Source organism: Mesorhizobium sp. M2C.T.Ca.TU.002.02.1.1 (genome assembly GCF_003997225.1).
Genome location: NZ_RZTO01000087.1, coordinates 1 through 12393 on the forward strand (window position 1 = coordinate 1; position 12393 = coordinate 12393).

Genomic DNA, 12393 nt, shown 5'->3' on the forward strand with positions numbered 1-12393 from the left:
CCCGTGGCCAGCGTCGTCGGCGGCGCCATCGTGCTTTGCGCGGTCTTTGCCCATGCCGGCCGCGACTGGCTGAAGGCGAAATCGGCGGCCTCGTAAAAATATTTTGCCAGTCACGGAACCATCATCCGACTCAGGCATTGTTAGGTCGACGGGTCACCCCCCAAGTCCCCCCAAACCCCTCGACCCGTCCGACTAGAAGCCGACCCGCAAAAAGGTCGGCTTTTTCTTTGCGAGTTCTTTGTTTTGGGGACTGCCGGGACGTGGCACCGCGCTTTCCACTCAGGACAAGGCGAGGCCGCCGCCGAGAAGCTCCGCCAGATCCCGCGCCGGGCGGGGCGCCTCACGGCCGAGCCGGATGGCGAAATCGGCCACCGGCAGCGGCGGGAGGTCGAAATCGGCGGATGCCTCGACGATGCCGGAATGGGCGAAACGCCGGGTGCGCGGCGTCAGCGCGAGGCCGGCATTGACCGCGCTGCGCAGGCCGGCAAGACTGGCGCTGCCGGCGGCAATGCGATAGCGGCGGCCGGCCGCGTCGAGCGCATTGAGCGCAGCCTCCCTGAAGCCGCAATAGGGGTCGAGCAGCGCCAGCGGCACGGATTCCTGCCGCGCCGCCAATCCTTTTTCCGAGCAGAGCCAAAGCATCGGCTCGCTGATCACAGCCGCTTCATCCGGCGAAGGGGCATGGCGCATGGTGATCGCGAGGTCGAGCTGGCCTGCCTGCAGCGCCGAGCCGAGTTCCAGCGAGCGGCCGACGCGCAGCTCGATCCGGACGCGCGGATGGCTGGCGGCGAAGGCGCGCAACAGGTCCGGCAGGCCGTGATCGGCGAAATCCTGTGTCGTGCCGATGGCGATGCGGCCGCCGGCGCGCGCCCCTTTCAGCGCCAGCCACGCCTCGGTGTGGACGGCCAGGATGCGCCGCGCGTGGCCGACAAGGTCCTCGCCGGCGGGCGTCAGCCCGCGTCCCCTGCCCTGCGGGGTGAGCAGCGGCTCGCCGACGATGTCTTCCAGCCGCTGCATCTGCGCGGTCACCGCCGACGGCGTGCGGCCGACGGTGGATGCGGCCCTGGCGAGCGAGCCGCCGTCGACGAAGGCCAGGAAGGTTTTCAAGAGGTCGGGATCGAGCGTTTCCATACTTAGACAGTATCGAAGTGTTTCTCAAAAACAATTCGATTTTATTGATGTTATCATGATGGCACGGTTCTCCCTTCGAAGGTTCGAAACGCCAAACCGATGGAGAGAAGAAATGCCGATCATCAACATCAGCGTCACAGGCAAGCCTGACGCCAAGCTGTCCGCCGCCATCGCCAGGGAGGCCACCGACATCACCGCGAAGCTGCTGCGCAAGGACCCGACGATCACCGCGGTCGCAGTGAGTTACATCGACCCGCAGCACTGGTTCGCCGGCGGCAAGTCGCTGGCCGGGCATGGCGCCAACACGTTCTGGCTGGACATCAAGGTGGTCGACGGAACCAACACGAAGCTGGAGCTCGAAGCCTATCTGAAGGCGATCTTCGAGGCTTTCGGCCGGCTGCTCGGCGGCGTGCATGAGGAAAGCTATGCCTTCGTGCATGAGGTTCCGGCCGCGGCCTACGGCTATGGCGGCAAGAGCCAGGAGTTCCGCTTCATCAGCGGGAGGCTGAAGGCGGCGTAAGGATGTTCCTCCACCCGCCAGGACAATACGCTATCCTGCCGGAGGATGAAGCCTGGTATCCAGCGCGAAATCCTCCTGCAGGTGCGGCTTGTAAAGGCCGCTCGCCCGGACGGGATCGAACATCAGGTTCCAGCTATGCTGGGACACAGCGCTCGGAATCAGAAGCAAGGGGTGGTCCGCCAGCAAAGCGTCGCCAAACTGTTGCTGCCCTGCGCTTGGAATGCCTGGCCGAAGCCAGTTCGCGTTTGGAATGTCGCCGATTTCCACCACATGAATTTGCGAAGGATCGGCGATCTCGAATGCCGTCAGCACGTGGCGAACCGTATCGAGCGTGCGAAATCCCTTGTGTACAGCCACCTCCAGAATGGCGGTCGAGGGGTCGATGGACGCGTATACGGCCCTGACGCCTTTGCTGTTCCACCTCCCTCCAAGCTTGAAGGCTCCCTCGCCGCTGTCCCAGCCCGCCTGGAAGCGTTTGTGATCAAGTCTCCAGCCGAGGACTTCTCCTGTCCCAAGAGAACCCGGCAAAGGCGTCACGCGTAGACACCATAATCAAGCCGTTCGAGGAATTCCTGGACAAGGATAGTGCCCGCCGCCGTGGCCAAGAGATCAATCGGCCGCCGGTTGTCCAAGCCCATGGCGGGCTCAATCATCCATTTCTCGGCCGCTTCCTGAGTGCCAAGAACAGACGTGGCCTTGGTGAGAACCCTGGCGAAATTCCAGGTCCTTGAGCCTTGCTCGCGGTTGAGCGTCCTGGAGTGATCCGATTTGTGCCGCTGAAATGTCCGCTCGCTCATGCCGAATGCTGCCTCGAAGGCATCTGCTTCGATGACGGTCAGTTGTCTGACAAGGCTTTCCAGAGCCTGGCTTGGAATTCCATGCAGAATCATTTCATGCGCCTCGAGCGGGTTGGATACCGAGGATCCAAGAACCTTCTGCCCGCCGAACAGGTCGATCAGCCGTTCGAACTCCGGCTCCATGTGCGGTGCTTCGGCAAATCCCGTCGGGCAACTGGCCATCGTTACTTCTCCGTCACGTGTCGTTTTATTTACGACATGTGTCAAAGCGTTTCAAGTGGAGATCGAAGCAGTCCCTCACCCCACATTGACCTTGCCCGCGCTTCCGCTACCCTCTGCCACCGAAGCGGCCGCTCAAGAGCCGCGCCCTGGAGGAGACTGGGAGAGAGCGGCATGATCCTGACCCTGGCGCTGCTGGCGGGCCTTGTCTTTGCCTGGCTGCTGATCGCGCTGATCGAGAGGTTCCGGCTCGACCTGCGTTACACGCAGGCGCTGCTCTATGTGCCGTTCAAGCTCGCCTATCGCATCGCCGACAACCGCATTCGCGTTGCCCGAAGCGCCAACACGCCGGTGATCTATGTGGTCTCGCACCAGTCGCGCATCGAGCCGGCGCTGATGCTGTCGCTGCTTCCCGACGACACGCTGCACATCCTGGACGAAGCCTCGGCGCGCTCGCCTTGGCTGGAGCCGTGGCGCGAGCTCGCGCGCACCATCGCCTTCAATGCCGAGCATGTCTTCGTCAGCCGGCGGCTGGTGCGCGTGCTGAAGGGCAAGGGGCGGCTTGCCGTCTACCTGCCGGACAATGTCGAGCCGGACGTCAAATCCTTCCGCCTGTTTCGCGCCATCACCCGGATCGCCATGCAGGCCGATGCCCGCATCGTGCCGATCTTCGTCGCCGGCACGCGCGACCTGCCTGTTTCATTGACGCCGAAGGAGAAAGCACCCAGGCACTGGTTCCCGCGGCTTTCGGTGAGCGCGCTGGAGCCGATGACCATCGCCGAACTGGTGGCACGCAACCCCGACATGGCCTCCAACACCAACGCGCTGTTCGACCGTTTCGCCGAGGCGCGGCTCTACGGCACCAATCTCGACCGCGGCCTGTTCCTCGCCATGCGCGACGCCGCCGACCGCATCGGCCCTTCGCGCCCGATCATCGAGGATGTGATTTCCGGCTCGCTCAGCTACCGCAAGCTGTTCATCGGCGCGCGCGTGCTCGGACGCCGTTTCGAGGCGGTGACGGCGCCGGGCGAGGCGGTCGGCGTGCTGTTGCCCAATGCCAATGGCGTGGTGCTCACCTTCGTCGGCCTGATCTCTGCGGCCCGCGTTGCGGCCATGATCAACTACACCGCCGGTCCGGCGAGCGTGACCGCGGCGATCCGGACCGCCGTCATCAGGACGGTCGTTTCCTCTCGCGCCTTCATCGAGAAGGCAGGCATCGACGACATCATTGCCGCGGTCGAGGCGGGCGGCGCGAAGATGCTGTGGTTGGAAGACGTGCGCGCCGGCGTGACGGCGCTGGACAAGGTCGCGGCCGCGCTTTTGTGGCGCTTCCCGCTGCAGCGGCAGCAGGCGGGCAAACCAGCGGTGATCCTGTTCACCTCCGGCTCGGAAGGCACGCCGAAGGCGGTGGTGCTGTCGAACCGCAGCCTGCTTGCCAATGTCATGCAGGCCGAGGCGCGCGTCTCCGTCTCGCCGGCCGACATCCTGCTCAACGTGTTGCCGGCCTTCCACTCCTTCGGCCTGACCGGCGGCACCATCCTGCCGCTGGTGCTGGGCATAAAGCTGTTCCTCTACCCCTCGCCGCTTCACTACAAGATCATCCCCGAGATCGCCCGCAAGGTGAAGCCGACGGTGATGTTCGGCACTGATACGTTCCTCGCCAACTATGCCCGCACCGCCAAGGACGGCGACTTCTCCAGCCTGCGCTTCGTCGTGGCCGGCGCGGAAGCGGTGAAACCGGAGACGCGGCGAACCTACCGCGACCGTTTCCAGGCCTCGATCGTCGAAGGTTTCGGGCTGACCGAGGCCGCGCCCGTCGTGGCGGTCAACACCGCCATCCATGGCCGCGACGGCACGGTCGGGCGGCCGCTGCCGGCCATCCGCATGAAGCTGGAGCCGGTCGAAGGCATCGCCGAGGGCGGCCGGCTGTGGCTCGACGGGCCGAATATGATGATGGGCTACATGAGCGCCGACCGTCCGGGCGAATTGCAGCCGCTGGAAGGCTGGCACGACACCGGCGACATCGTCTCGATCGACCGTGAGGGCTTCATCACTATCCGCGGGCGGGCCAAACGCTTCGCCAAGATCGCCGGCGAGATGGTGTCGCTGGGCGCCGTCGAGATGCTGGTGCAGTCGCTGTGGCCGGAAGAGCGCCACGCCGCGGTTGCCGTGCCGGACAAGCGGCGCGGCGAGCGCATCGTGCTGGTGACCACGGCGGACGACGCCAATGCCGAGGAGTTGCGCCAGTTCGGCAGGAAGGCTGGCGCGGCCGAGCTGATGGTGCCCAACGACATCATCAAGGTGGAAGAAATCCCGGTGCTGGGCTCGGGCAAGACGGACTACATCTCGGCGCGCAAACTGGCGATCGATAGGTTGGGGTTAAGTGCGGCGGCTTGATCTCCCCCCTCGAGGGGGAGATGGCCGCGAAGCGGCCAGAGGGGGTCCTGGCGCGTAGAACGCCAACACCATTGCGGCGTCGCAGGGGTTGGCGCTTCACGCGCAGCGACCCCCTCTGTCGCCTTCGGCGACATCTCCCCCTCAAGGGGGGAGATTACCAGCTACCCGATATCCGACGGCGGCACCTTCTCGCCTTCGCGCATGGCGCGCTTGGAATAGGCGCGCACCGAGAACGGCAGGAACAGCAGGTACCCCGCGACCGAAGCGGTCAACGTGTACCAGGGGTAGGTCATCAACAGGAGGATATAGAGCACCACGCCGAGGATGACCGGCAGCACCCTGTCGCCCGGCACCTTGACACTTTTGCCCGAGTAAACCGGCAGGCGGCTGACCAGTAGGAAAGCGATGAGCACGGTGAAGCCGGTGGCGACGAAGGCGGCCGGCCGGGAGGGCTCGAGCCCCAGCCGCAGGAAATAAAGATAGAGCGGCAGCATGACCAGCACCGCTCCGGCCGGAGCCGGCACGCCGACGAAATATTCGGTCTGCCATGCGGGTTGGTCGTGGTCTTCGGCCAGCACGTTGAAGCGGGCGAGCCGCATGCCGCAAGCGATGGTGAAAAGGAGTGCCGCGATCCAGCCCGGCGAGCCGGCGCGATCGAGCAGGAAGGCGTATAGCACCAGGGCCGGTGCCACGCCGAAATTGACGATATCGGCCAGCGAATCCATCTGCGCGCCGAATTTCGAAGTGGCCTTCAGCATGCGCGCCAGCCGCCCGTCGATGCCGTCGAGGAAGGCGGCGAGCAGCACCATGACCACCGCGATCTCGAAGCGGTTCTCGAAGGCGAAGCGGATGCCCGAAAGCCCGGCGCAGATGGCAAGCACCGTGACCAGATTGGGCAGCACCATGCGCATCGGGATCTCGCGGATGCGCGGACCGCCGCTGGCATGGGCCTCGAATTTCTTGAACGGCGCGCCCAACGCTCAGGAAATCCTGACCAAGGGCGTCACCGCCGCGCCGCCGAACTCGGCAAGCACGGTCTCGCCACCCACAGCCGTCTGGCCGACCGCGACGCGCGGCACAGCATTCGACGGCAGGAAGACGTCGACGCGCGAGCCGAAGCGGATGAGGCCGAAACGCTCACCGATGGCGATCGTACTGCCGGCCTCGGCCCAGCAGACGATGCGCCGCGCCACCAGGCCGGCGATCTGGACGGCGGCGATGGTGCCGTTCGGGCTGTCGATGACCAGGCCGTTGCGCTCGTTCTCGGCGCTTGCCTTGTCGAGCTCGGCATTGAGGAACTTCCCGGGCTTGTGCTCGATGCGCGTGATGCGGCCGCGCACCGGAGCGCGGTTGATGTGGCAGGAAAACACGTTCATGAACACCGAGATGCGGGTCATCTCGCCCGAGCCCAGGCCAAGTTCGCTCGGCGGCACGGCCGGGCCAACCGCCGAGATCACGCCATCGGCAGGGCTCACCACCAGCCGGTCGTCGACCGGCGTGACGCGCTCGGGATCGCGGTAGAAATAGACGCACCATGCGGTGAGGATCAGCCCGATCCAGAACAGGATCGAGGAGAAATAGCCGAGAAACAGCGTCGCCGCGGCGAAGGCCGCGATGAAGGGATAGCCTTCGCGATGAATCGGGACGAACGTATTCTTGACCGAGTCGAGAAGCGTCATAGGGCTGGGGGCGGTCCCTGTTTCAGGTTGCGCCTCAATAGCGGAAAGCCCCCCTCCCCGCAACGCAACAATGGAGGAGGATCGGTGGCTCGCCGACAGCCGTGACTTTCGGCGCTGACTGTAGGAGCCTGGCGATCTCATCCGTCCTTGGTTGGACAACGCCCCATGGAGCCAGCCAATGTCGTCATCGAGCAGCACTAGGAAAGCCACTATCGTCACGGAGGGCCTGGCCTTTGGCGAGTCACCGCGCTGGCATGACAGCCGGCTCTGGCTTTGCAACTGGGGCACCGGAGAGATCGTGGCCGTGGCCGAAGACGGCAAGGGTGAGGTCGCGCTCACGGTGCCGGCTGTCCTGCCCTATTCGATCGACTGGCTGCCGGATGGGCGATTGCTTGTCGTTTCCGGTCGGGAAGGCCTTCTGCTGCGGCAGGAAGCGGACAGAACGCTCGTCACCCATGCCGACCTGAGAAACCTCTCGAAAAACCCCTGGAACGAAATCGTCGTCGACGGGCGCGGCAACATCTACGTCAATGGCGGCGGGCCGGCGCCGGCGGCGGGCGAGCATTTCGGACCAGGCACCATCGTGCTGATCACGCCGGACGGCGCGGTGCGACAGGTGGCCGACAGCATTGCCTTCGCCAACGGCATGGCGGTGACGCCGGACAACCGGACGCTGGTCGTCGCCGAGTCCCACGCCAGGCGGCTCACCGCCTTCGACATCGGCGCAGACGGAAGCCTTTCCGACCGGCGCGTCTGGGCCGATCTCGGCAACGATTATCCCGACGGCATCTGCATCGATGCCCAAGGTTGCGTCTGGTATGCCGACGTGCCCAACCGCCACTGTGTCAGGGTGCGCGAAGGCGGTGAGAAAATCGACAGTGTCGAGGTCGATCGCGGCTGCTTTGCCTGCATGCTTGGCGGAGCCGACGGCAGGACGCTGTTCATCCTCGCCGCCGAATGGCGCGGTTTCGAGCATATGGTGAGCGACGCCCGCACCGGTCAGGTGCTGAGCATCGCCGTGTCCGCGCCGGGAACCGGATGGCCGTCCTACACCTCCGGCACGCGCTGGTAGTTGGCGATGTCGGCTTTCACGCCGAGACGCGCGATCGTTTCCTGCGCGCTGAAGGCGATGCGCTCATGCGCTGCCTTGACGATCGGCACCACCCTGTCGACCGCGGCCTGGCTTTCCCACTCGACCATGGTGACGATGTTGAACTCGCCCGGGCCGGAGAATTGTTCGAGCAGGAAATCCTGCACGAAGCCTTCCTGCTGACGCAGCAATTCATGCGTCATCCTGGCCTTGCTCAGGATTTCGTCGCGCGCTTCGATCGGCACGACGAATTTGTCGACCCGGAAGACACTGCCGGTGCGGTGGTTATTGGTGCTCATTTTTGTCCATCTCCGTTTGGAAGGTTGCCTGGCAGGTGGCCCGGAGACGGTTTGCAAGCTCAAGATAGGTTGAGGTCAAGGGGGATTTTCGACTGTTGGGAGGCGCGGCGCCGAAGCTGCTGATCTCCCCCCTTGTGGGGGAGATGTCCGGCAGGACAGAGGGGGGCGCGAAGGAACGCTTCCTTTCTGATTTCAGCGAGGACGAACCGCGAGCCGGCAGATATTTGTGGATGTGGAAAGCGTCGACAGGGTCGGCGGGACAGCGCCTCCCTCTGCCCTGCCGGGCATCTCCCCCACAAGGGGGGAGATTAGCGCTCCATCGTCTCAGCTCACCTCCGACGTCCTTCTCCTCACGATCACCCCCAGCTCGTCGCTTTCCCGTGCGATGCGCAGACGCTCTTCCGCTTCGGTCGCTTCGCGCTGGCGGTCCCACATCGAGGCGTAGAGGCCGTGTCTGGCCAGAAGTGCGGCATGCGTGCCGCGCTCGGCGATCTGGCCGTCCTTCAGCACGATGATCTCGTCGGCCGAAATCACCGTCGACAGGCGATGCGCGATCACGATGGTGGTGCGGCCCTTGCTGACGAGATCGAGCGCCGCCTGGATCTCCTGCTCCGTCTGGGTGTCCAGCGCCGAGGTCGCCTCGTCGAGCATCAGGATTGGCGGCGCCTTGAGGATGGTGCGGGCGATCGCCACGCGCTGCTTTTCGCCGCCCGACAGTTTCAAGCCCCGCTCGCCGACCATCGAGCGGTAGCCTTCGGGGAGCTTGTCGATGAAGGGCCCGATCTGGGCGAGTTCGGCCGCCTTGCGCACCTCGTCCTCGCTGGCGCCGACGCGGCCGTAGCGGATGTTGTAGGCGATGGTGTCGTTGAAGAGCACGGTGTCCTGCGGCACCATGCCGAGCACCGCGCGCAGGCTCTCCTGCGTGACGTCGCGGATGTCCTGGCCGTCGATCAGCACCTGGCCGCTCTGCGCGTCATAGAAGCGGAACAGAAGCCTGGAAATGGTCGACTTGCCGGCGCCCGACGGGCCGACGATCGCCACCGTCTTGCCGGCCGGCACCTCGAAGGAGACGCCTTTCAGGATCTTGCGATTCGGATCGTAAGAGAAATGCACGTCGCGGAACTCGACCTTGCCGGGGCCGACCTCCAGCGGCTTGGCGTCCGGCTTGTCGACGATCTCCTGAGGCACGTCGAGCAGGTCGAACATGTGCTCGATGTCGGTCAACCCCTGCCGGATTTCGCGGTAGATGAAGCCGATGAAATTGAGCGGCACCGAAAGCTGGATCAGCATGGCGTTGATGAAGACGAAGTCGCCGACGCTCTGCGTGCCGGCCTGCACTTCCAGCGCCGACATGCACATGACGATGACCGTGCCCAGGCCGAAGATCAGGCCCTGGCCGAAATTCAGCCAGCCGAGCGATGTCCAGGTCTTGGTCGCGGCGATCTCGTAGCGCGCCATCGAGCGATCGAACCGCTCGGCCTCCATGCGCTCGTTGGTGAAGTATTTGACCGTTTCGAAGTTGAGCAGCGAGTCGATTGCCTTGGTGTTGGCGTCGGTATCGCTGTCGTTCATGTCGCGGCGGATCGAAATGCGCCAGTCGCTCGCCTTGACCGTGAACCAGACATAGAGCCAGACGGTGACGGCGACGACCGCGACATATTTCCAGCCATAGGTGAAGGCGAAGATGCCGGCCGTCAGCGCGAATTCGAGGATGGTCGGCGCCGTGTTCAGCATGATGAAGCGCACGATCGTCTCGATGCCCTTGGTGCCGCGCTCGATGATGCGCGACAGGCCGCCGGTGCGGCGCTCGAGGTGGAAGCGCAGCGACAGCTCGTGCATGTGGACGAAGGTGCGGTAGGCGAGCTGGCGCACCGCATATTGTCCGACGCGGGCAAACAGCGCGTCGCGCAACTGGTTGAAGCCGAGCTGGATCAGGCGCAGCACGTTGTAGGCGATGACCAGCATAACCGGCGCGAGCAGGAAGGCCGGCAGCGGCGGCGGCGTCTTCGCGGCATGGGCCAGCGCATCGGTCGCCCATTTGAAGAAATACGGGCCGGCGACCAGGGTGACCTTGGCGACGACCAGAAGCAGCGTCGCCCAAGTGACGCGGGCCCTGAGATCGGCGCGCTCGGCCGGCCACATATAGGGCCAGAGGTTGCGCAGGGTCGTGAGGGTGCCGGCTTCGGCGGATACGGTCTTTTCGGCCACTAGTCTTGCCTTTTGGATGGGGGGCAGCAGGAGTTGACGAGTTGGGTGAGCGAGGCCGACACACCGGCCAGCGCGGCATGGTCGACGGCATAGCGCGAGCGCTGCCGATCGGCCTCGAAGCGAACCAGCCCCGCCTCGACCAGCACCTTCAGATGCTGCGAGACGGTCGACTGGGCGAGATCGAGATGGTCGACCACCTCACGGCACGAGCAGCAGCGGCTGGCCGACAAGCGCTTCAGGATCTCGATGCGCGCCGGATGCGACAATGCGGCCAGGCGCAGCGCCATGGCGTGGCTGTCGCTGCAGCGGGTTTCGGGGGATTCGTCCATCGTTCATCGGCGATAGACGATGGATGCTGAGAGGGCAAGCTAGGCGGATGGGGAGATTGAGGTGAGGCGCCCGCCATTCGCGTTCGTCATCCTAGGGCGGAGCGCCGCGAAGCGGCGCGCAGACCCTAGGATCCATGCCGTTACGTCAAAACATCCCGGCGATCGAGAATTCTCACCTGTCCTGGCCGATGACACTAAAGAGCGGCCATTTCTGCACCGCTGCATCCTTCGGCAGCCGTCACGGCATGGATCCTAGGGTCTGCGCGCGTCGCTTCGCTCCTTGCTCCGCCCTAGGATGACGAAATCGCTACTCCGTCTTCGGCGTGGTCATCTGCTCGCCCATGGCCTTCATGTCGGCGTCCTCGCCTTCCTTCGACTTGGAGGGCACCTTGAACACCTGGCCCGGCCAGATGCGGTCGGGATCGCGGATCTGGTCCTGGTTGGCGAGATAGATGGTCGAATAGCGCACGCCATGGCCGTAGACACGGCGCGAGATGCGCCAGAGCGTGTCGTTGCGGCGGATGATGACGGCGCCGTCGGTATGCTCGAGCTTGGGCGCGACCGTCTCGGGCACGTCTGTCGAAGGCGTCGCTTCAGCGACCTTGGCAGGGGCCTCGGCAGGCTTGGCCGCTTCGGCCGTTGCGACTGGCTTGGTTTCAGCGGTCGCGGGCGCCTCGGCCGGCTTGGCCTCCGTGGCCAGGGAGGACCCGGCGCCCTGGACCTGTGCGAGTTCGGTTTCCGCCGGCTTGGCCTCGCCTGTCTTTATTTCATTCGGTGCGACGGCGGCGATCGACTCGCCGGGCTCACGTTCGAACGGCACGGCGGCGCGGGCGACGACCTTGACGCCGTCATCGTCCAGCCCGTCGACATGGATGGTGTAGCTGCCGACCGGAATGTCGCGCGTCGCCTCGATCAGGAAATGGCCGTCGGGCGAGGTCTTGGCATCGCCGAGCAGGATGGCGTCGGCATAGGCGCGCACCTTGCGGCCCGGATCGGCCGTACCGGCGACGAAGATCTTGCTGCCGTCGATCTCGACCGCTTCAACGGTGATCTTGGGCTCCGCCGCGGCGGCCGCAGCCGGCGCGCTCGCCTGGTCCGTGGCGGCTGGCGCGGTCGCAGCCGGCGCCGGGCCGGCGCTGGGCTCAGCCGGAGCCGTCGTCGCCGGGGCCGCTGCCGCCTGATCGCTAGCGGCCGGCGCTGCCGCCTTGCTCTCGGCCTGCGGCACGGTGATCAACTGCGAGGCCTTGCCGGGCTCCTCGACCATGGCCAGCACCTGGCCCGTCGGGCTCTGCGGGACCGAGACGACGGCGGTCTGGGCCGAGGCGACGGTCGTGCCACCGACTGTCTGGCGCAGCGTGATCGTGTAGTCGCCGGGCTTCAGCGGATCGTCGAGCACGATGGCGAAGGCGCCGTCGGGGCCGGAATCGGTCGAGCCGAGCACCGTGCCGCCATTCAGGATCTCGACCTTGGCGTTGGGCGCGGCGCTGCCGGCGACCACGATCGAGCCATTGCCCTCGACGCGCACGACGTCGAAGGTCGGTAGCGTCGGCCCCTCGGCGGCGGGCGCCTGAGCGGGCGTCGTTGCGGCCGGAGCCGTCGCGTTGTTGGCCGGCGCCATGGCGTTGTTCGCCGGCGCCATCTTGTTGGCGGGCGCCATCGTGTTGGCTGGAGCCATTGTGTTTGCGGGAGCCTGGGGCACGCGCGCCTCCGTGCTCGTGCTCGAG

At 65.4% G+C, this 12393-nt stretch carries 12 protein-coding genes and 1 pseudogene; 4 read left to right on the top strand and 9 right to left on the bottom strand.

From position 1 onward, the window contains the following. Nucleotides 1-96 (top strand): annotated as a pseudogene (locus EOD07_RS38415) (EamA family transporter); the annotation flags it as partial. 183 nt (nucleotides 97-279) lie between these two features. Here EOD07_RS38415 and EOD07_RS07165 read toward each other — a convergent pair. Then, the gene (locus EOD07_RS07165) at nucleotides 280-1131 is read right to left on the bottom strand and encodes a LysR substrate-binding domain-containing protein (protein WP_127234602.1); all 852 of its coding nucleotides are present in this window, start codon (nucleotides 1129-1131) and stop codon (nucleotides 280-282) included. 112 nt (nucleotides 1132-1243) lie between these two features. Here EOD07_RS07165 and EOD07_RS07170 point away from each other — a divergent pair, with 112 nt between their 5' ends. Beyond that, nucleotides 1244-1651, top strand: coding sequence for a 4-oxalocrotonate tautomerase family protein (locus EOD07_RS07170; RefSeq protein ID WP_127234604.1), 408 nt, complete (start codon nucleotides 1244-1246; stop codon nucleotides 1649-1651). Nucleotides 1652-1681: 30 nt separating this feature from the next. Here EOD07_RS07170 and EOD07_RS07175 read toward each other — a convergent pair whose 3' ends face one another. Further along, nucleotides 1682-2188, bottom strand: coding sequence for an RES domain-containing protein (locus tag EOD07_RS07175; RefSeq protein WP_127234606.1), 507 nt, complete (start codon nucleotides 2186-2188; stop codon nucleotides 1682-1684). Then, on the bottom strand, nucleotides 2185-2670 hold the full coding sequence (locus tag EOD07_RS07180; RefSeq protein ID WP_127234609.1) for an antitoxin Xre/MbcA/ParS toxin-binding domain-containing protein: 486 nt from the start codon (nucleotides 2668-2670) through the stop codon (nucleotides 2185-2187). The genes EOD07_RS07175 and EOD07_RS07180 overlap by 4 nt, the downstream gene beginning before the upstream one ends. 171 nt (nucleotides 2671-2841) lie before the next feature. On the opposite strand from EOD07_RS07180, the gene EOD07_RS07185 reads away from it, so the two are divergent. Beyond that, on the top strand, nucleotides 2842-5064 hold the full coding sequence (locus EOD07_RS07185; RefSeq protein WP_127234612.1) for an AMP-binding protein: 2223 nt from the start codon (nucleotides 2842-2844) through the stop codon (nucleotides 5062-5064). A gap of 161 nt (nucleotides 5065-5225) precedes the next feature. Here the strand turns inward: EOD07_RS07185 and pssA are convergent, their stop codons facing one another. Continuing rightward, the gene (gene pssA, locus EOD07_RS07190; protein ID WP_244508486.1) at nucleotides 5226-5969 is read right to left on the bottom strand and encodes a CDP-diacylglycerol--serine O-phosphatidyltransferase; all 744 of its coding nucleotides are present in this window, start codon (nucleotides 5967-5969) and stop codon (nucleotides 5226-5228) included. 75 nt (nucleotides 5970-6044) lie between these two features. Beyond that, nucleotides 6045-6884: a phosphatidylserine decarboxylase gene (locus tag EOD07_RS07195; RefSeq protein WP_127234613.1), complete on the bottom strand. Its 840-nt coding sequence runs from the start codon at nucleotides 6882-6884 to the stop codon at nucleotides 6045-6047. Nucleotides 6885-6921: 37 nt separating this feature from the next. Here EOD07_RS07195 and EOD07_RS07200 point away from each other — a divergent pair, with 37 nt between their 5' ends. Further along, nucleotides 6922-7815 carry an SMP-30/gluconolactonase/LRE family protein gene (locus tag EOD07_RS07200; protein ID WP_127234615.1) on the top strand — a complete coding sequence of 298 codons (894 nt, stop codon included), beginning with the start codon at nucleotides 6922-6924 and terminating at the stop codon, nucleotides 7813-7815. Here the strand turns inward: EOD07_RS07200 and EOD07_RS07205 are convergent. From EOD07_RS07205 to EOD07_RS07220, 4 genes are all read right to left on the bottom strand, one after another. Beyond that, a complete protein-coding gene (locus EOD07_RS07205) occupies nucleotides 7791-8132 on the bottom strand; it encodes an antibiotic biosynthesis monooxygenase (protein ID WP_041008336.1) in 342 nt (113 codons plus the stop codon). The genes EOD07_RS07200 and EOD07_RS07205 overlap by 25 nt on opposite strands. Before the next feature lie 324 nt (nucleotides 8133-8456). Next, nucleotides 8457-10340: an ABC transporter ATP-binding protein/permease gene (locus EOD07_RS07210; protein WP_127234617.1), complete on the bottom strand. Its 1884-nt coding sequence runs from the start codon at nucleotides 10338-10340 to the stop codon at nucleotides 8457-8459. Continuing rightward, nucleotides 10340-10669: a metalloregulator ArsR/SmtB family transcription factor gene (locus tag EOD07_RS07215; RefSeq protein ID WP_127234619.1), complete on the bottom strand. Its 330-nt coding sequence runs from the start codon at nucleotides 10667-10669 to the stop codon at nucleotides 10340-10342. The genes EOD07_RS07210 and EOD07_RS07215 overlap by 1 nt, the downstream gene beginning before the upstream one ends. A gap of 307 nt (nucleotides 10670-10976) precedes the next feature. Beyond that, a partial coding sequence (locus EOD07_RS07220; RefSeq protein ID WP_127234621.1) for a LysM peptidoglycan-binding domain-containing protein occupies nucleotides 10977-12393 on the bottom strand: 1417 nt, incomplete at its 5' end.